Below are 18,791 nucleotides of genomic sequence, written 5' to 3'. Positions count from 1 at the left end.
CCCCTCGGTTTCAACCAGAGGGGAGCGCTCCATGCGTTCAGTCATCATCGGCGGCGCGGCCGTCGCCTGCCTGCTGGGCCTGTCGGCCTGCGGAAACAACGACAGCAAGACCGAGGCGCCGGCGGGCGAGGGAGCGAAGGCTGTCCCCGGTTCGGTCGAGGCGGCTCTGGACGCACCCCGGCCCGGCCTGTGGCGCGTGACGACCGCCATGGAGGGGCAGCCCGGCGGAGCGACCATCCCGCCGCAGGAGGTCTGCATCACCGAGGCCAAGCTGGAGCCCCCGGCGAATACGCAGCAGCCTGGCGCGGACTGCACCACCCAGGCCTTCGCCCGCCAGGGCGACGCCATGGTGGCCGCCACGTCCTGCACCCTGCCAGGCGCCATGAAGATGGACTCGACCATTCGCGTCACCGGCGATTTCAACAGCCGCTACGTCACCGAGGTGACCACCAGGCTGACCCCGCCGCCCACGCCGCAGATGGCTGAGACCAAGGTCACCATGACCGCCGAGCGCATCGGCGACTGCCCCGCCGGCTAAGAACGGCGCTATCGTTCCGGCCGGTATGGCGCCGCTGAAAAGCGGCCCCATATCGGTCGGATGATCCCGCTTTCCATTCTCGACCTCGCTCCGGTGCCGGAAGGCTCCGATGTCTCGCAGTCGCTGGCCAACACCCTCGACCTGGCCCGCCACGCCGAGCGCTTGGGCTACAAGCGCTTCTGGCTGGCCGAGCATCACAACATGCCGGGCATCGCCAGCGCCGCGACCTCGGTCGTCATTGGCGCGGTGGCGGCGGCGACCAAGACCATCCGCGTCGGCGCCGGCGGCGTCATGCTGCCCAACCACGCGCCTCTGGTCATCGCCGAGCAGTTCGGCACCCTGAACGCCCTGCATCCCGGCCGCATCGATCTGGGCCTAGGCCGCGCGCCCGGTTCGGACCAGGCCACGGCGCGGGCGCTACGCCGTACGCTTCAGGGCGACGTCGACGCCTTCCCCCAGGATGTGATGGAGCTGATGCAGTGGTTCGCTCCGGCCACGCCCGACCAGCGCATCATCGCCAATCCGGGCGAGGGCCAGGCCGTGCCGATCTGGATTCTGGGTTCTTCGACCTATGGAGCGCAGCTGGCGGCCCATCTGGGCCTGCCCTACGCCTTCGCCAGCCATTTCGCGCCCGGCGAGATGATGCGGGCCCTGGACGTCTATCGTCAGACCTTCCGGCCGTCCGAGCATCTGGAAAAGCCCTACGCCATGCTGGGCTACAACGTCTTCGCCGCCGAGACGGATGAGGCCGCGCGTCTGTTGTTCACCTCGGTCCAGCAGGCCTTCGTCAATCTGAGAACCGGCCACCCCGGCAAGCTGCCCGCCCCGGTCGAGGGCTACTACGAACGGCTGGACGGCGCCGCGCGCGGCATGATCGACGCCGCCCTGGCCTGTTCCGCCGTCGGTTCGCCCGAGACGGTGCGCGCCCAGACGGAGGCTTTCATCGCCCGTACCGGTGCGGACGAACTGATGGTCACCAGCCAGATATGGGATCCCGCCGCCCGGGTGCGCTCGATCGAACTTCTGTCTCAGGCGGCTGGCCAGGCCTGACTCTCAGGATTCGTCGGGCGGGAGGAAGTGCAGGGCCGCCGCTCCGGGCTCGCCAAAGCTGGCGTTTTCGGCCAAGCGGCGCCAGGCTTCGCCTAGGCGGATGGAATCGGCCAGGTCCTGAGCCGAAATGATCGCCCGGTCGGCAAGGCGCTGACGTAGCCCCTGGCAGGCCGCCAGAATCGCCGAGGCCTGCCGGACGGCGGGAATGTCGGAATGGGCGCCCAGGCCCTCATAGGCGCAGTAGCGCCAGCGCTCACCGTCGGCGCCAGCCTCGATCAGCGCCCATTTTTCGGCTGGCGACAGGGTGTCGCCCAGTGCTTCCCAAGCGCCCCCGTCGGCGCGGCGACGGTAATGGCCGGGGCGTTGCGGCAGGCCGTGGCGCCCGTAAACGGTTCCGGCCGTCGTCTCGATCGCCGTCAGAAGCTCGACGAGATCGTGAGCGCTGACTGCCGCCCCGGGTTTGTCATCCGCCAAAGCTGTCGACGACGACTGGGGCTGACGGCGTCCGAAGCGGCCGAACACGATCTAGTCGACGTTGATCGCGCTGGTGACCGAGACGTCGTAGATCACGCGGGTAACGCTCTGAACGAACTCGAAGAATTTGCGGGCTTCAGCTGCGCCCGAACGCGGGGCGTAGATCACGTCGTCAGGTTCGATCTGGACGTTGCTGGCGATGAAGAAGCCCGAGCCTTCATTCAGGTTGAGGCGATAGACCACAGGGACCCCGCGCGGGGTGGACGGCTGCTGGATGCCGAGCGCCTGGGCGACTTCGGGGCGTTCGAAGCGGAAGATCAGCACCGACTTGGCGTCCGCCAGGTTGGAATCCAGGCCGCCGACGCCGCTCAGGGCCTCGGCCAGGGTCAGCGGGCCCGGCGGCAGATCAGTGCGCGCCACGGCGTTGAAAGCGCCGAAGGAGCTGAACCGGCGGGGTTGATAGACCAGGTTCACCTGGTCGCCCCGCTGCAGACGGACATTCTCATTGAATTCGGTCGTGACGATCGACATCGGCGCGGCATAGGTCTGGCCGCCGCGCTGGATGCGGACGGTGACGTCATAGACCGAACGCGACGACCCGCCCGCGGCGGCGATCACATCCAGGATGCGGTCATGGTTGGCCGAGAGCGGCTGACGACCGGGGTTGCGTACTTCGCCCAGCACGGTGACGGCGTTGGAGGTGTTGCCCGCGGTCGTCACGATGACCTGGGGATTGCCGACCTTGCCGACCAGGGCGCGACGGACGGCGGCGGAAGCTTGAGCCGGCGTCAGGCCCTGCACTGCGACGCTTCCGGCGAAGGGCACGGGGATCGCGCCGTTGCGGTCCACCACCAGAGGCGGCAGCGACTGGTTGCCCGACTGGACGTTCTGGCCGGAGCTGCGCCCGCCGAACAGATTGCCGCTGGGCTCGAAAATGGTCACCGACAAGGTGTCGCCGACGCCGATGACGTCGGTCGGCGCTTCGCTGGACGCCAAGGCCAGGGTGCTGAACGAGCGTGACGGTGCGGTCTTCAGGCGCTCGCTCATGGCGAAGTCGAGATCGACGAGGGCGTAGTCGCCCTGCTGTTCAGCGGTGCTGGCGCGCTTCACCACGCCCGAGCCGGACGGTCCGTCGCGCGGCAAGGTCGAGCAGCCGGCGAGCAGGGCGACGATCATCAGACTGGCGGCGGTACGGGTCATTGCAGCTCTGCTTTGCTTCTCGCCGAATGCTTACCCGGCTGAGGCGGTCGCCGCCAGAGGGGGCAGCAGTTGTTCCTCGATCGAGGAGAAATGGGCTTTCCAGGTCGGTGCGCGGTAGGCGGGGGCGACCGGACGCTGTCGTGTCGCCGCTTCCAGGGCCTCCAGCCATCCCAGACCGTCGAGCGGATCGATCAGGGTCGCCTGCGGCACCAGTTCGCGGTGGGCGGGTATGTCCGAGGCGATCAGAGGCACGCCGAGCGCGCAGGCTTCGACGGCGGGCAGATCGAAACCCTCGACGGAGGAGGGGGCGAGCACGGCTTGGGCGCCGCTCATCAGGTCGGCCAGGGCGGTGTCGGGCAGGTTCTCGACCTGGTGCACCAGGCCCTGAAGATTGGGCGAGCGCTGCAGGTGGTCCAGAACAGCCTCGTTTTCCCAGCCGTATCGCCCGATCAGGACCAGACGGGGGGCCTGGTCGCCCATCTTCTCATGCAGGCGCCGCCAGATGGTCAGAAGGAAGGCCAGGTTCTTGCGCGCCTCGATCGTGCCGACATGGACGAAGTAGGGGCGCCGCGCGGCGCTGGGCTCAGCCTGCATGAAGATGGGCTCAAGCCCCAGGTGGGCGACGTCGATGGGCGGGGCAGGCATCCTTTCCCGCTCGGCGAAGGTCAGCAGCTCGTGGGCGGTGTAGTGGGAGTTGACAACGATGCGCGACGCATGACGCAGGGCCGTCACGACGCGTCGGCGGTGCTTGGCGCCGTCGCCGGGGCGGCAGAACTCGGGATGGGTGATCGGGATCAGGTCGTGCAGCATGACCACGCGCTCGATGCCCTGGGCGCCCAGGCCGGCCAGGATGTCCGGCGTGTTCAGGCTGGTGTGTCCGACGTTGAAATAGAGCTTGGCCGGCGGCGGGGCGGCGATCCGACGCGAGCGGAAATATTGTTTCCAGACGCGACTCTTCTTTTTCGCCTTGGGCTGGTGCGGGTCCGGCGCTTCGCCGATCACCGAGGCGGTCGGCCGGTCGGCCTCCAGAGCGGCGAACAGCCGGCGCTCATTGCTGTTCAGGGCGCGGGCGCCCGATCCGCCGGTCCAGCGCTGGCGCAGTTCCACCATGCAATCACGGAACCAGGCGTCGTCCACCACCGCCAACTGATCGTGCCGCGAACGGACCGGCACCATGCGGTAGCCAGGGTGATCGACCAGCCATTCGGCATAGGCCAGGCAGACGCGATCGACGCCCGTGGGGGCGCTGCGGTCGGTGCGGCTCAGCAGACGGCTGGCGTCAAAGAGGATGTCCCGGCTCATCAGGAGACGTAGCCGGCCTGCATCAGTTCGGCGATGTGGATGATGGCGACCGGTCGGTCGTTCTCGACCACGAAGAGGTTGGCGATCTTGTTCGCGCTCAGCAGGTCGACCACGTCGCTCATGCGGGCGTCGGGATCCACCGTGATGGGGGTGCGGCTCATGATGTCCTCGGCGCGCAGGGCCGAGATGTCGCTGGTGAAGGCGCGGCGGATGTCGCCGTCGGTGATCATGCCCGCCAGGCTGCCGTCGGAGTGCAGGACCGCGACCGCGCCCTTTCGGCCCGCCGACACCGCCGAGACCACGGCGCTGAAGTCCGCATCCATCGGCACGCTGGCCGGGGTGGCGGCGTTGTCGCCCATCCATTCGCGCACGCTCTGCAGGCTCATGCCCAGGGCGCCCCCAGGGTGGTGCAGGCCGAAGTCTTCCCGGGTGAAGCCGCGACGGTCCATCAGCACCATGGCCAGGGCGTCGCCGATGGCCAGGGTCATCAGGGTCGAGGTGGTCGGCGCCAGGCCGTTGGGGCAGGCCTCGGCCACCTTGGGCATGGTCAGGCTGACCGCCGAGTGGCGGCCCAGGAAGCTGCCGGCCCGCTGGGTGATGCCGATGACCGGAATGTCGTTGCGCTGGCAATAGAGCAGGGGGTCGCGCAGTTCGCGGCTCTCGCCCGAGTTGGAGATGGCCAGCAGGGTGGTGTCGGGACGCAGCATGCCCAGGTCGCCGTGGCTCATCTCCGCCGGGTGGACGAAAAAGGAGTTGGTGCCGGTCGAGGCCAGGGTGGCGGCGATCTTGCCGCCGATATGCCCCGATTTGCCCATGCCGGTGACGACCAGATAGCCGGGGCGCGACAGGATGATGTCGCAGGCGCGGGCGATCGAGACGTCGATGGAGCGCTCCAGCGCCTCAAGCGCCTCGATGTTCAGACGCACGACCTCGCGCGCTCGGTCCGTCATCGCAGCGATCTGCTCGGGCGACGAGTGAAGCGTGTTGGGCATGGGCATCGGCTCCTGAGACGCCGGACCGCTGCGGCGGTTCTTCGTGGCGCATTCGCGAATTGCCCCATCTGGATTGTTCGCACAATGGCGAGGATGGGACGGAATTGTCACCGAAAGGGACAACCTTCCGGGTCCTTGTGCGTTGTGAGCGTCTCAACAACAGCCAAGAATCGAGTCCGGACCTTATGCCGTCTGCATTCGGGGCGACCGCCCCACGCCTGTCCCATCCGCCCGTCGCGCTGAAAAAGCCCGCCCTGTTTCTGGATCTGGACGGTGTGCTGGCGCCCCTGGCGCCGACGCCGGACGCGGTGGGGCCGGATGCGCGCCGGACCGAGGTGCTGAGGCGGCTGACGGATCGGCTGGAGGGGCGCGTCGCCATTGTCAGCGGGCGGACGCTCAGTGAGATCGACCGCATCAGCGATGGGGCGGCGCGGGCGGCCTCGGGCGTGCACGGCCTGCAGAGGCGACGCGGCGACGGCACCTTCGCCAACAGGGCGCCGGACCCGGCGGTGCGTCGGGCCGTGGCGGCCTTCGACGCCTTCGCCGCCGACCGGCCGGGGGTGATCGTCGAGGACAAGACCCTGGCGGCAGGTCTGCACTATCGCCAGGCGCCCGGCGTCTCGGCCGAGGCCCTGGCCCTGGCGGCGGCCCTGGCGCAGGAGACCGGACTGGCCCTGCAGCCCGGCTCCATGGTGCTGGAACTGAAGACCCCCGGCACGGACAAGGGCGCGGCCCTGAGCGCCTTTATGGCCGAGGCGCCGTTCAGCGGCGCGGTTCCCGTCATGGTCGGCGACGACCTGACCGACGAACACGGCTTCGAGGCGGCGGCGGCTCTGGGCGGGTTCGGCGTCCTGGTGGGGCCTGAGCGGCCGACGGCGGCCCTCTATCGGCTGGAAGACGTCGTCGCCGTTCTCGAGTGGTTGGATCAGATTGAAGGAGGCGCCGCATGAGCCGCCCCAACCTCGACCTCGCCCCCATCGGCAACTGCTCGGTCAGCGCCCTGATCGACCGCACGGGCCGTTTCGTCTGGGCCTGCGCCCCGCGCGTGGACGGCGACCCGGTCTTTTCGGCCCTGATGGACGGCGACGACCCTGAGCATGGCTTCTGGTCCATCGAATTGGCGGATCAGACGTCCATCGAGCAGGCCTATGTGCGCAACACCGCCGTCCTGCGCACGGTCATGACCGACGAACGCGGGGCCTCGGTCGAGATCCTCGACTTCGCGCCGCGCCATCTGAAGCACTCGCGCATCTATCGGCCCATCGCCTTCGCTCGCGTGGTGCGGCCCCTCTCGGGGGCGCCGCGCATCACGGTGCGGCTGCGGCCCTCGGCCGATTGGGGCGCGCGCCGGGCCGAGCAGACCTCGGGCTCCAACCACATCCGCTATCTGTGCACCGACTTGACGCTGCGGCTGACCACCAACTGTCCCGTCACCCATGTCCAGAACGAGCGAACCTTCCGGCTGGAAGGCGAACTGGCCTTCTTCCTCGGCCCGGACGAGGGCTACGACCAGTCGGTGATGGCGGGGGTGTCGGCGGCCTTGGACCAGACCATACAGCACTGGAAGCTGTGGACGCGGACCCTCTATGTGCCGCTGGACTGGCAGGAGGCGGTGATCCGCGCCGCCATCACCCTGAAGCTCTGTGTCTATGAAGAGACCGGGGCCATCGTCGCCGCCATGACCACCTCTGTGCCCGAGTTCCCCGAGAGCGGGCGCAACTGGGACTATCGTTTCTGCTGGGTGCGCGACGCCTATTACACGGTGCGGGCGCTGAACCGGCTGGGCGCGGTGGACATCCTTGAGAACTATCTCGGCTATCTGCGCAATCTGGTGGACGACGCCAAGGGCGGCCACGTCCAGCCCGTCTATGGCGTGGGCCTGGAGGCCGACATTGGCGAGCGCGTCGTCGATAGCGTCGAGGGCTATCGCGGCATGAAGCCGGTGCGGGTCGGCAATCAGGCGCACGAGCATCTGCAGCACGACGTCTATGGCCAGATCGTCCTGCCCCTGGTGCAGGCCTTCTTTGACGAGCGGATGCTGCGACCCGGCACGATCGACGACTTCCACGCCCTGGAAAAGGTCGGCGACCGCGCCTTCTCCATGCACGATCAGACCGATGCGGGTCTGTGGGAGTTCCGCACCATCGCCCGGGTTCACACCTATTCCTCGGTCATGTGCTGGGCCGCCTGTGACCGGCTGGCCAAGGCGGCGCGGCATCTGGGCCTGACCGAGCGCGGCGAGATGTGGGACGAGCGGGCGCGTCTGATCCGGGCGCGGATCGAGGCCGAGGCCTATCTGCCGGACGAGGGCCGCTTCGCCGCCAGCTTCGGCGGGACCGAGTTGGACGCGTCGCTTTTGCAGATGACCGATCTGGGCTTCCTCGACGCCCGCGATCCGCGTCAGGTCCGGACCTTCGAGGCCGTGGAGCGCGACCTGAAGCGCGGCCCCTATCTGTTCCGCTACATCCACCCCGACGACTTCGGCGAGCCGGAGACGGCGTTCAACTTCTGCACCTTCTGGTTCATCGAGGCCCTCCATCTGAACGGGCGCACCGAGGAGGCGCGGGCTATTTTCGACGAGATGCTGAGCCGGAGAACCCATGCGGGTCTGCTCAGCGAGGATATCGCGCTTCAGGACGGCGAACTGTGGGGCAACTACCCGCAGACCTATTCCCTGGTCGGGATCATAAACTGCGCCGTCCTGCTCAGCCGCTCGTGGCAGGATGCACGATGAGCCGGCTTATCGTCGTCTCGAACCGCGTCTCGGCGCCCAAGGACCCCGCCTCGGGTTCGGTCGGCGGCCTGGCCATGGCCCTGTCGGCGGCGCTGAGGAAATACGACGGCCTGTGGTTCGGCTGGTCTGGCGAAACGGTCGAGCAATTCACCGGCGAGCTGAACATCGAGGACCGCGCCGGCGTCACCGTCGCCACCGTCGATCTGGAGCCGCAGGACGTCGACGAATATTACAACGGCTACGCCAACAAGACCCTATGGCCCCTGTTCCATCACCGGGTCGACCTGACCGCCTATGAGCGATCCTATGGCGAGGGCTATGAACGCACCAATCGCCGCTTCGCCGAGGTGCTGCAGCCGTTGATCCGGCCCGACGACATCATCTGGATCCACGACTATCACATGATCCCCATGGCGCGGGACCTGCGCCGCCTGGGCGTGAAGAACCGGATCGGCTTCTTCCTGCACACGCCCTGGCCGGCGCGGCAGCTGCTGGTGACCCTGCCGCATCATCGGCGGCTGGTGGAGTCGATGTTTTACTTCGACCTGATCGGCTTCCACACCCAGGAATGGCTCGGCCTGTTCGAACGCTACGTCGAGGTCGAGGCGCGGGGACGGGTGTCGCCTGATCACGTGATCGAGGCCTTCGGCCGCCGGGTCCAGGGCGGTGTCTTTCCCATCGGCATCGACGTGGACGGCTTCCTGGCCGCGCGCGACTCGGTGCTGGGCGGCAAGACCTATGACCGCATGGCGGCCTCGGCGGCCTTCCGCTCGATGATCGTCGGCGTGGACAGGCTGGACTATTCCAAGGGGCTGGAGCAGCGGCTGCTGGGCTTCGAGCAGTTCCTTGAGGACAATCCGGCCATGCGCGGCGAGGTCTTCCTGCTGCAGGTGACGCCCATCTCTCGTGATGATGTCGATACCTATCAGGACATTCGCGGACGGCTGGACGCCCTGGCCGGGCGCATCAACGGCGCCTATGCCGACATGGACTGGCAGCCGATCCGCTATCTGAACCGCACCTTTCGCCGGGACCAGCTGGCCGGTCTCTATCGTGCGGCCAAGGTTGGACTGGTCACGCCCCTGCGCGACGGCATGAACCTGGTGGCCAAGGAATATGTCGCGGCCCAGAACCCTGAGGACCCCGGCGTGCTGATCCTGTCGCGCTTCGCCGGCGCCGCCGAGCAGATGGGCGAGGCCCTGCTGGTCAATCCCTTCAGCCGCGAGGAGCTGTCCGAAGCCATCAAGAAGGCCCTGACCATGCCGCTGAAGGAGCGCATCCGAAAATGGGAGGCGTTGATGCAGGTGGTGCGCGACACCGACGTCGCCGTCTGGCGCGACAGCTATGTCGGTGCGCTCAGAAAGGTGGCGATCCGCGCCGATGACGAGGCGGTCGCCGACGCGGTCTGATCGGGCCTAGCTGGCTTGAGCATACTGCGCCGGGGCGCCGTCCCGGGCGATGGCGCGGGCATGGGCGGGACGCGCCGCCAGCCGCTCGACATAGGCGTCCAGCAGGGGGCTTTCCGGCAGATGCTCGCGCGCCCAGGCCACGGTGCTGCCGATCAGGACGTCGGCCACGGTGAAGCGGTCGCCCATCAGCCAGGGGCCTTCCCACAGGGCCTCCAGCAGCCGGGTCATGGCGGCGTCGTAGCGGGCGCGGGCGTAGGTGTCGACCTCCACCGCGCCGGTGATCTTGTTCCACAGCGACGGCTCCAGCTCGCCCGAGGCCCAGAACATCCAGGTTAGCAGCGGCCCGCGCTGCGGCGAGTCCGGCGGGAAGCCGAGACCCGCCTCGGGGTGCAATCCGGTCAGATAGAGGGCCACCGCCGCCGACTCGGTGATCAGGGCGCCGTCGTGCAGCAGGGCCGGGACCTTGCCGTCGGGATGGGGGTTCTTCGGATCGGCGGCGCCCGTGCCGTCCATGCGGCGGATGTCGCAGTATTCGATGCGGCAGTCGGCCCCCAGTTCCTCGACCAGCCAGACCAGGCGCGAGGAACGGGACCAGGGGGCGTGGAACAGGGTCAGCATCGATAGTCCTCCCAGATATCGCGCCGCGACGGAGCGTCGGCGGCAGTCCGTCTTGACTACTGACACCCTGCTGCCACCATGCTGTCAGCAGTGTTCGGCGAGGGTGGAGACATGAGACGCGCCGACCGACTGTTCCAGATCATCCAGGTGCTGCGCCGGGCCTCGCGTCCGGTGACGGCCGACGCCATCGCGGCCGAGCTGGAGACCTCCAAACGCACCATCTATCGCGACATCGCCGCCCTGCTGGGCCAGCGGGTGCCGATCCGGGGCGAGGCGGGGCTGGGCTATGTGCTGGACGGCGGTTTCGACCTGCCGCCGCTGATGCTGACCTCGGACGAGATCGAGGCGGTTGTGCTGGGGGCGCAATGGGTGGCGGCGCGCGGCGATCCGGCCCTGGCGCGAGCGGCGCGCGACCTGACCGCCAAGATCGCCGCCATCGTGCCTGAGCGTCTGCGGCCGGTGGTGCTGGAGCCTTCGGTGGCCACGCCCCCGCCATGGGAGCAGAAGATCGAGACGGTGGACCTGGCCCAGGTGCGGGCCTGGATCCACGCCGGGCGCAAGCTGCGGCTGCACTACGCCGACGAGCAGGGGCGCGAGACGACGCGCGTCATCTGGCCCTTCCTGATCGGCTATCATGAGAGGGCGCGCCTGCTGCTGGCCTGGTGCGAGACGCGTGAGGACTTCCGCAGCTTCCGCGCCGACCGGGTGGTTGACGCGGAGTTTCTGGACGACCGCTATCCGGGTCGGCCCGCCGTCCTGCGCCAGCGCTGGTTCGCAGCGATGGAGGCGCGGCGGGCCGCTGAGTGCGGACCTCAGTAGATTTCAAACAACCCGGCGGCCCCCATGCCGCCGCCGATGCACATGGTGACGACGCCGTATTTGGCCCCGCGCCGCTTGCCCTCGATCAGGACGTGGCCGGTCATTCGCGCGCCCGACATGCCGTAGGGGTGGCCGATGGAGACGGCGCCGCCCGAGACGTTCAGCCGGTCGTTGGGGATGCCGAGTTTGTCGCGGCAGTAGAGGACCTGCACGGCGAAGGCTTCGTTCAGCTCCCAGATGCCGATGTCGTCCATGGTCAGGCCGTGGCGTTTCAGCAGCTTGGGCACGGCGAAGACGGGGCCGATGCCCATCTCGTCGGGTTCGCATCCGGCAACGGCCATGCCGCGATAGGCGCCGAGCGGCTGCAGGTTGCGCTTCACCGCCTCGCCCGCCTCCATGATGACCGCCGCCGAGGCGCCGTCCGACAGTTGCGAGGCGTTGCCGGCGGTGATGAACTCGCCCTGCTGGATTTCCTCGCCGCCGCCGAAGACGGGCTTCAGCGATTGCAGGCCCTCAAGCGTGGTGTCGGGGCGATTGCCCTCGTCCTTGGCCAGCGTGACTTCCTTGGAGGTGGTCTCGCCGGTCGCCTTGTCCATAACCAGCATGCTGGTGGTCATGGGCACGATCTCGGCGTCGAAGAGGCCTTCGGCCTGGGCCGCCGCCGTGCGCTGCTGCGACTGCAGGGCGTATTCGTCCTGGGCGTCGCGGCTGATGTTGTAACGACGGGCGACGACCTCGGCGGTCTCCAGCATCGACATATAGATGTGGGGCGACAGCTTCAGCAGGGCCTCGTCCTTCATCCGATACAGGTTCATGTGCTGGTTCTGGACCAGGGAGATGCTCTCCAGCCCGCCGCCGACCGCCATCTTCTGGTTGTCGAAGACGACCTGCTTGGCCGCCGTGGCTATGCCCATCAGGCCCGAGGCGCACTGGCGGTCCAGGCTCATGCCGGGAACGGAGGAGGGGAGGCCCGCCGCCAGGGCTACCTGACGCGCCACATTGGTCCCGGTCGAGCCCTGCTGCAGGGCCGCGCCCATGATGACGTCCTCGATCTCGGCGGGATCGACGCCGGCGCGGGCGACCGCGTGCTTCACCGCGTGGGCGCCGAGTTGCTGCGCCTGGGTGTCATTGAAGGCCCCGCGATAGGCCCGGCCGATCGGGGTGCGGGCGGTGGAGACGATGACGGCTTCACGCATCTGCGATGCTCCTTCTTTGTTTTGAGGGCGCTATCGCTCGCGACGCGGTCGCTCGCTGCATGAGCGCGTTTCCTGCCTAACAAGGAGAGGATAGGCGCCTCACGTCGGGTCAACGCAAGGCGTCTTTTGAGAAGTGAATGCGGCCTCAAGTCTCGCGAAGCGCGGCAGGCCCCTTAAGAAGAGTGATGCTTCTGGGCCTTGGTCAGTTCGATCATGCCTTGGGCGGCGCCCATGTCCGGGACGATCTCATTGGCGCGGTCCGAGATGGCGTCGAAGCGGGCGGCGACCTGTTCGGCGGCGTCGGGGCCGACGGCGAAGTCGCCCTGGGTCAGGGTGACGTAGGCGCGTTCGAAGCCGCCGGCGCCGGCGGCCAGGATCGCGCGGGTCGGGGCGTCGCGGCTGACCAGATAGAGCAGACCCGGCGAGACCAGCTCCGGGCCCAGGGCCTCCAGCGGCAGGGCGGCGCCGAGGTCCTCGGTCATGCGGGTGTGGGCGGTCGGGGCCAGGGCGTTGACGCGGATGTCGTTCTTGGCCCCCTCGATCGCCAGGGTCTGCATCAGGCCGACCAGGGCCATCTTGGCCGCGCCGTAGTTGGCCTGGCCGAAGTTGCCGAACAGGCCGGACGACGAAGTGGTCATGACGATGCGGCCGTAGTTCTGGGCCCGCATGATGTCCCACACCGCCTTGGTGCAATGGACCGCGCCCATCAGGTGGACATCCATGACCAGGCGGAAATCGGCCAGTTCCATCTTGGCGAAGCTCTTGTCGCGCAGGATGCCGGCGTTGTTCACCAGAATGTCTATGCGGCCCCAGCGGGCCATGACTTCGGCCACCATGGCCTCGACCGCTTCGGCGTCGGTGACGGAGGCCGCATTGGCCATGGCCTCGCCGCCTGCCGCGATGATCTCGGCCACCACGGCCTCGGCCGCCGTGGCTGATCCGCCCGAGCCGTCGCGCGCGCCGCCCAGGTCGTTGACCACCACCTTGGCACCCCGCGCCGCCAGGGCCAGGGCGTGTTCGCGGCCCAATCCGCCGCCCGCGCCCGTCACAATCGCTACCTGGCCGTCGAACGTGATCGTCATCCCTTGCCTCCGTTGTGTTTCAAAATGGTCCTAGCAGGCTCGATTGAGGGAAAAAACGGCCGGATGTGTTGAAAGGGCGCCACAGTTGTCACAATGCGGGGAAAGATGGCGGAACCTGAGCGGTCTCGTGCCGTTGAAGCCCCCTGAGTGCTGACGTCATCGACGACGGCTTTCGGATCAACTTGAGTGTGAGGACACTATGAAGCTCAAACTTCTCGCCAGTGTCGCTGCGGCCGGGCTGTTTGTCGCCGGCGCTGCGTCGGCTGAGCCGGACGGCTGGTACGGCGCCGTCGACGCCGGCTACCACATCATCGATGACATCAACACCGAGTCGTCGACCCGCGGTTCCAACTGGAACTGGGAAGTCAACGACGGCTGGGCCGCCTTCGCCCGCCTCGGCTACCGCTTCAACCCCAACTGGCGCGTTGAACTGGAAGGCGGCTACCGCTCGGGCGACGTCGGCACCGTGCGCGCCGTCTCGGGTCCGCAAGGCCTGTGCAACGTCACGCCGGCCACCGGTCCGTGCTACTCGCCCGAAGGCGACATCACCTCGACCACCCTGATGGCCAACGTCATCTATGACTTCGGCCGCTCGGCCTGGGGCATCCGTCCCTTCGTCGGCCTGGGCGTCGGCGCCAACCACGTCAACACCGACGTCGTCGGCCGTCTGCGTCAGAACCCGACCGTGGCCTTCGGCGCTGACGACAGCTCGACCAAGTTCGCCGCTCAGGCGATCGCCGGTCTGGCCTGGGCTGTTGGCGATCGCGCCAACATCGACCTGACCTACCGCTACCTGACGGGCGACGCCGAGTTCGCGACCTTCACGAACACGGCGACCAACGCCTTCGGCGAAATGGCCGGCGACTACGACCAGTCGCACACCGTGACCCTGGGTCTGCGCTACGCCTTCGGCGCCGAGCCGGCGGCTCCCCCGCCGCCGCCTCCGCCGCCGCCGCCGCCGCCCCCGCCGCCCCCGCCGCCCCCGCCGCCGCCTCCGCCGCCTCCGGCCAAGCCGGCTGCGCGTCAGTTCGTGGTCTACTTCGACTGGGATCGCTCGGACCTGACGGCGGAAGCCCGTTCGGTGGTTACCCAAGCCGCCAACTACGCCAAGTCGGGCGCCCCGACCCGTATCCTGGTCGTCGGCCACGCCGACACCTCGGGTAACGCCGCCTACAACCTCGGCCTGTCGAACCGTCGTTCGCGCACCGTCGCCGACGCCCTGGTCGCCCAAGGCGTCAACGGCGGCGTCATCGCCCTCGACGGCAAGGGTGAAACCGCCCTGGCCAAGGCTACCGCTGACGGCGTGCGCGAGCCGCTCAACCGTCGCGCCACCATCGACATCAACTTCTAAGGGAGCGCCCTCCGAGGCTGACCGAAAGGTAAGGCTTCGGAGGGCGGCTTCACCAGATGTCGAGCAAGCAGGCCGTCGGTTTCTTTCAGAGCCGGCGGCCTTCTAGTTTTGTAATGCAGACTCGATCCCCCTCCGGGCCGCCTTGTCATCGACATAGTCTTGGCACTAGGAGAAGGGCTCGTTTCTTGGAAAGACACTCAGCGTTTGCTCGCGCCATTTGATCCTGATCAGCCGAACGCGATCCCGCTGGTGCAGGCGGACTTGCGCGGCCGCCGTTTTCTGATCGTGACCGCTCCATTCGGCGGCTTCGGGCGACTGTTGGCCGAGGCTATCGTGGCGCGGGGCGGTGAAGTCAGCCGCATGATCTTCAACGCCGGCGATTTCGTGACCTGGCGTCGCGCCGGCGGCGTGACCTTCCGCGATCATGTTCGGCGCTGGCCTGTGCGTGTTCGCGCGCTGGCGGCGGAGTTCTCCGACATTGTCGTGTTCGGCGAGGGCGGGCCCTACAATCAGGGCGTCCTGTCGCAAGCCGACGCTCTGAGCGCCCGCGTCTGGGTGTTGGAGAACGGCTACTTCCGGCCCGACTGGATCACGCTGGAGCAGAATGGGGTCAACGGTTCCAGCAGTCTGCCGCGCTCGGCCTCCGGCTACGCCATGCCCGGGCCGGAGCTGCCGGTGACGCGTCCGGTGGGCAAGATCCTGCCGCACCATGTGTTCAACATCAGCTTCTATCACGCGGTTCAGCCGCTGGGGCGTTTGGCTTTCCCGCGCTATCGACACCCCTATACGGTTTCGCCCTGGCGGCAGTTTTTCGGTCATGTCCGCCGCTACTTCGGCCTGGCGACGCGTCCCAAGCAGTCCTGCGACGCGGATGTGATCCGCGCGCGGGGGCCCTTCTTCATTGCCTGTCTTCAGCGTGAAGGCGACGCCCAGTTGCTGCGCTATTCCTCCTATGCCGACAACACCGCCTTCCTGGCCGAGGTCATGGGCAGTTTCGCCCGCTATGCGCCCAAGGACAGTCGGTTGGTGGTCAAGAACCATCCGCTGGATCCCGGGCTGTCGGACCTGGAGCATATGACCCGGTGTCTGGCGGTCGAACGCGGTCTGGATGATCGGGTCGACTTTATCGATGGCGGCAACCTGGCCCAGCTGTGTCGCGCCTCTCAAGGGATGGTGGTCAACAATTCCAGCGCGGCCCTGTCGGCGCTTGGGTTCCGCACGCCGGTCAAGGTCCTAGGCGACGCCTTCTTCGATTTCGAGGGGCTGACCGATCAGCAGCCGCTGGACGGCTTCTGGAAGGCGCCGGTCGCCGCCGATCCCAAGCTGTTCACAGCCTTCAGGGCGCATGTGATCGCCCGCAGTCAGATCAACGGCAATTATCACGAGCCGCGGGCCATGCGGCCGACGGCCGGACTCGTCGCGGACGCCTTCGCCCTGCGCGGCGGCTGACCCGGCGAAAATTGACAGCAGACAATCGTCCACAGGGGTGTGGCGTTATAGCCACCCCCGATGACTGTCATATCACTGTCACACGACTGTCGTCCAAACTTCCCGCAGCGGCCTTAAGGCCCAGCCCATCTCGACAGGCGCCATTGGCCTGCCGCGCATGGCGCTTCGCCTTCATCACTGGGGATACCAACAGATGACCAACCGCAAACAGCTGTTCTGGGCGACCACCGCCCTCATGAGCGGCGTTCTCATGGCCGGCGCCGCCTCGGCCCAGTCGACCGCTTCGCAGGCTGTTGAAGATCGCGCCACGCAAGTCGGCGACGTCGTCGTCACCGGCGCTCGTGGCCCGCGCGCCATCGAAGGCGTTGTGGTTGAAAACAATCCGAAGTCGCGTGCGACCATCACGGAAGCCTTTATCGGCACCCAGGCTGCCGGCCAGACGATCCTGAACTCGATCAACCTGCTGCCGGGCGTCAACTTCACCAACAACGACGCCTACGGCTCGGCCGGCGGCGACCTGACCATCCGCGGTTTTGATGCTGCGCGCGTTTCGCTGACGCAAGACGGCATTCCGCTTAACGACACCGGCAACTACGCCATCTACTCGAACCAGCAGTTGGATCCCGAACTGATCCAACGCGCCTCGGTCAACCTGGGCACGACTGACGTGGACAGCCCGACGGCTTCGGCCACCGGCGGCACCGTCAACTACATCACGCGTCGTCCGGCCAAGGACTTCGGCGTCATCCTGCAGCCCTCGCTGGGCGAGTACGGCTACAAGCGCATCTTCGCCCTGGTGGACACCGGCGAAGTCGGCCCGTGGGGCACCTCGGCCTGGTTCTCGGCCTCGAAGACCGTCTATGATCACTTCGTGGGCGCCGGCGGCGTCGACAAGATGCAACTGAACGGCCGCATCTATCAGCCCCTGGGCGACAACGGTGACTTCATCGCTGTCACCGGTCACTACAACGAGAACCGCAACGAGTTCATGCCGCGCGTCACGCTGGCGCAGTTCAACGCAGGCGGCGCTTACGACAAGGACGACTACAACACGGTTCGTTCGCAGGCCACGGCGATCAACCCGTCGAACACCGGCAACATCCGCGGCCAGTCGCGCTTCACCCTGAGCGATACGCTGAAGCTGACGATCGACCCGTCGTTCCAGTACACCCTGGCCCACGGGGGCGGCACTCAGACGATGAGCGAAACCGATCCGCAACTGATCGGCAACTCGTCGGCTGCCGGGGTCGACCTGAACGGCGACGGCGTGATCAACGGCGCCACGCGCGTGACCCTGTTCCGTCCGAACATCACCAACACGCACCGCTACGGCGTCACCAGCTCGCTGATCTGGGACGCGGCTGAGGATCATCAGTTCCGCCTGGCCTACACCTTCGACTGGGGTCGTCACCGCCAGACCGGCCAGTTCGGCTACATCGACGCCAACGGTTTCCCGGAAGATCCGTTCGCGGGTCGCAACGGTCGCCCGGTCGAGCTGCCCGACGGCACCATCCTGCAACGCCGCAACCGTTTGTCCTACGCCATGCTGAATCAGATCGCGGCTGAGTACCGCGGTTCGTTCTTCAATGACTCGGTTGATGTGACGCTGGGCGCCCGCGCTCCCTTCTTCGACCGCGAACTGAACAACTACTGCTACCAGCGCGACACCTTCAACGCCTACTGCACCACGCAGGTCGGCGTCGACGCCGACAACGACGGTCTGGTCACCTTCCCGGTGTCGTCGATGAACGGCAGCGCCAACAACGAGTACGGCAAGCCGCGCTCGTTCGAGAAGAAGTACGACGCCTTCCTGCCGAACGCCGGCGTGACCTGGAAGTTTGCGCCGAACCAGTCGATCTATGCCTCGTATGCTGAAGGCTTCTCGGCCCCGCGCACCGACGACCTGTACGACGTCGTTGATGTGAACCCGGAACCGGAAACCACCAATTCCTACGACCTGGGCTACCGCTACCAGTCGGGTTCGGTGATCGCCTCGGTCGCCGTGTGGAAGACGGACTATGCGAACCGCATCGTGCGCACCTTCGACGAAGCCGCTGGCCTGTTCCTGACGCGTAACGTCGGCGACGTGACCCTGCAGGGCGTCGACGGTCAGATCGGCTGGTCGCCGATGGAGAACCTGAACCTGACCGGTTCGTTCACCTACACCGACAGCGAAGTGAAGAACGACCTGCCGAACGGCACGGACAGCAACGGCAATCCGATCTTCATCAAGATCGCCGGCAATCAGCTGGTTGAAACGCCTGATTGGCAGTTCGGCGCCCGTGCGGCCTATACGATCGGCAAGTTTGACCTGGGTCTGCAGGGCAAGTTCGTCGGCGAGCGTTTCTCGAACGACATCAATACGGAAGTCGCTCCTGACTACCTGACCTTCGACCTGGACGTCCGCTACAACCTGGCTTCGGTCGGCGCTGGCGGTTCCTACATCCAGCTGAACGTCATCAACCTCTTCGACGAAGAGTACCTGGGCGACATCTCGACCTCGACGACGGGTTCGGCCCAGTACCAGCTGGGCGCCCCGCGCACGGCCATGGTCACCCTGCGCGCTTCCTTCTAAGA

At 67.2% G+C, this 18,791-nt stretch carries 16 protein-coding genes; 9 read left to right on the top strand and 7 right to left on the bottom strand.

Going from position 1 to position 18,791, the window contains the following annotated elements; genetic code table 11:
* Nucleotides 1-31: 31 nt before the first annotated feature.
* The gene (locus RTY13_RS09565) at nucleotides 32-538 is read left to right on the top strand and encodes a DUF3617 family protein (RefSeq protein ID WP_312782973.1); all 507 of its coding nucleotides are present in this window, start codon (nucleotides 32-34) and stop codon (nucleotides 536-538) included.
* 60 nt (nucleotides 539-598) lie between these two features.
* A complete protein-coding gene (locus RTY13_RS09560) occupies nucleotides 599-1,588 on the top strand; it encodes an LLM class flavin-dependent oxidoreductase (protein WP_312782972.1) in 990 nt (329 codons plus the stop codon).
* A gap of 3 nt (nucleotides 1,589-1,591) precedes the next feature.
* Here the strand turns inward: RTY13_RS09560 and RTY13_RS09555 are convergent, their stop codons facing one another.
* The 4 genes from RTY13_RS09555 to RTY13_RS09540 are packed head-to-tail and all read right to left on the bottom strand — an operon-like array spanning nucleotide 1,592 to nucleotide 5,556.
* Complete coding sequence (locus RTY13_RS09555) at nucleotides 1,592-2,062, bottom strand: hypothetical protein (protein WP_312782970.1); 471 nt, start codon at nucleotides 2,060-2,062, stop codon at nucleotides 1,592-1,594.
* 51 nt (nucleotides 2,063-2,113) lie between these two features.
* On the bottom strand, nucleotides 2,114-3,262 hold the full coding sequence (locus RTY13_RS09550) for a polysaccharide biosynthesis/export family protein (RefSeq protein ID WP_312782968.1): 1,149 nt from the start codon (nucleotides 3,260-3,262) through the stop codon (nucleotides 2,114-2,116).
* A gap of 30 nt (nucleotides 3,263-3,292) precedes the next feature.
* On the bottom strand, nucleotides 3,293-4,564 hold the full coding sequence (locus tag RTY13_RS09545) for a glycosyltransferase family 1 protein (RefSeq protein ID WP_312782966.1): 1,272 nt from the start codon (nucleotides 4,562-4,564) through the stop codon (nucleotides 3,293-3,295).
* The gene (locus RTY13_RS09540; RefSeq protein ID WP_312782964.1) at nucleotides 4,564-5,556 is read right to left on the bottom strand and encodes a KpsF/GutQ family sugar-phosphate isomerase; all 993 of its coding nucleotides are present in this window, start codon (nucleotides 5,554-5,556) and stop codon (nucleotides 4,564-4,566) included. Before RTY13_RS09540 ends, RTY13_RS09545 begins: the two co-directional genes overlap by 1 nt.
* Before the next feature lie 185 nt (nucleotides 5,557-5,741).
* Here RTY13_RS09540 and otsB point away from each other — a divergent pair, with 185 nt between their 5' ends.
* The 3 genes from otsB to RTY13_RS09525 are packed head-to-tail and all read left to right on the top strand — an operon-like array spanning nucleotide 5,742 to nucleotide 9,699.
* Nucleotides 5,742-6,506, top strand: coding sequence for a trehalose-phosphatase (otsB, locus tag RTY13_RS09535; protein WP_312782962.1), 765 nt, complete (start codon nucleotides 5,742-5,744; stop codon nucleotides 6,504-6,506).
* A complete protein-coding gene (locus RTY13_RS09530) occupies nucleotides 6,503-8,290 on the top strand; it encodes a glycoside hydrolase family 15 protein (protein ID WP_312782960.1) in 1,788 nt (595 codons plus the stop codon). The genes otsB and RTY13_RS09530 overlap by 4 nt, the downstream gene beginning before the upstream one ends.
* Nucleotides 8,287-9,699, top strand: a complete 1,413-nt coding sequence (locus tag RTY13_RS09525; protein WP_312782959.1) for a trehalose-6-phosphate synthase — start codon at nucleotides 8,287-8,289, stop codon at nucleotides 9,697-9,699. Before RTY13_RS09530 ends, RTY13_RS09525 begins: the two co-directional genes overlap by 4 nt.
* A 6-nt stretch (nucleotides 9,700-9,705) precedes the next feature.
* On the opposite strand, the gene RTY13_RS09520 is transcribed toward RTY13_RS09525, so the two are convergent.
* The gene (locus RTY13_RS09520) at nucleotides 9,706-10,317 is read right to left on the bottom strand and encodes a glutathione S-transferase family protein (RefSeq protein WP_312782957.1); all 612 of its coding nucleotides are present in this window, start codon (nucleotides 10,315-10,317) and stop codon (nucleotides 9,706-9,708) included.
* Nucleotides 10,318-10,428: 111 nt separating this feature from the next.
* Here RTY13_RS09520 and RTY13_RS09515 point away from each other — a divergent pair, with 111 nt between their 5' ends.
* The gene (locus tag RTY13_RS09515; protein WP_312782955.1) at nucleotides 10,429-11,136 is read left to right on the top strand and encodes a YafY family protein; all 708 of its coding nucleotides are present in this window, start codon (nucleotides 10,429-10,431) and stop codon (nucleotides 11,134-11,136) included.
* Here the strand turns inward: RTY13_RS09515 and RTY13_RS09510 are convergent.
* Both RTY13_RS09510 and RTY13_RS09505 read right to left on the bottom strand, forming a co-directional pair.
* On the bottom strand, nucleotides 11,130-12,332 hold the full coding sequence (locus RTY13_RS09510) for an acetyl-CoA C-acyltransferase (RefSeq protein WP_312782953.1): 1,203 nt from the start codon (nucleotides 12,330-12,332) through the stop codon (nucleotides 11,130-11,132). The two genes, RTY13_RS09515 and RTY13_RS09510, sit on opposite strands and share 7 nt — an antisense overlap.
* Nucleotides 12,333-12,505: 173 nt before the next feature.
* Nucleotides 12,506-13,414 (bottom strand): SDR family NAD(P)-dependent oxidoreductase, encoded by a 909-nt coding sequence (locus RTY13_RS09505; RefSeq protein ID WP_312782951.1) that lies wholly within the window; start codon nucleotides 13,412-13,414, stop codon nucleotides 12,506-12,508.
* A gap of 199 nt (nucleotides 13,415-13,613) precedes the next feature.
* On the opposite strand from RTY13_RS09505, the gene RTY13_RS09500 reads away from it, so the two are divergent.
* The 3 genes from RTY13_RS09500 (at nucleotide 13,614) to RTY13_RS09490 (ending at nucleotide 18,789) form a co-directional block, all read left to right on the top strand.
* Entirely contained in the window at nucleotides 13,614-14,765 is a 1,152-nt protein-coding gene (locus RTY13_RS09500; protein WP_312782949.1) for an OmpA family protein, read from the top strand.
* Nucleotides 14,766-15,026: 261 nt separating this feature from the next.
* Nucleotides 15,027-16,214, top strand: coding sequence for a capsular biosynthesis protein (locus RTY13_RS09495; RefSeq protein WP_312782947.1), 1,188 nt, complete (start codon nucleotides 15,027-15,029; stop codon nucleotides 16,212-16,214).
* Between the two features lie 193 nt (nucleotides 16,215-16,407).
* Entirely contained in the window at nucleotides 16,408-18,789 is a 2,382-nt protein-coding gene (locus RTY13_RS09490) for a TonB-dependent receptor (RefSeq protein ID WP_312782945.1), read from the top strand.
* Nucleotides 18,790-18,791: the final 2 nt, after the last annotated feature.

The sequence above is a fragment of the Brevundimonas sp. genome, from assembly GCF_032055285.1.
Taxonomy (GTDB): Bacteria; Pseudomonadota; Alphaproteobacteria; order Caulobacterales; family Caulobacteraceae; genus Brevundimonas.
Note: the sequence above shows the minus strand (reverse complement) of the source record. Positions and strands in the feature narration are given on the sequence as shown.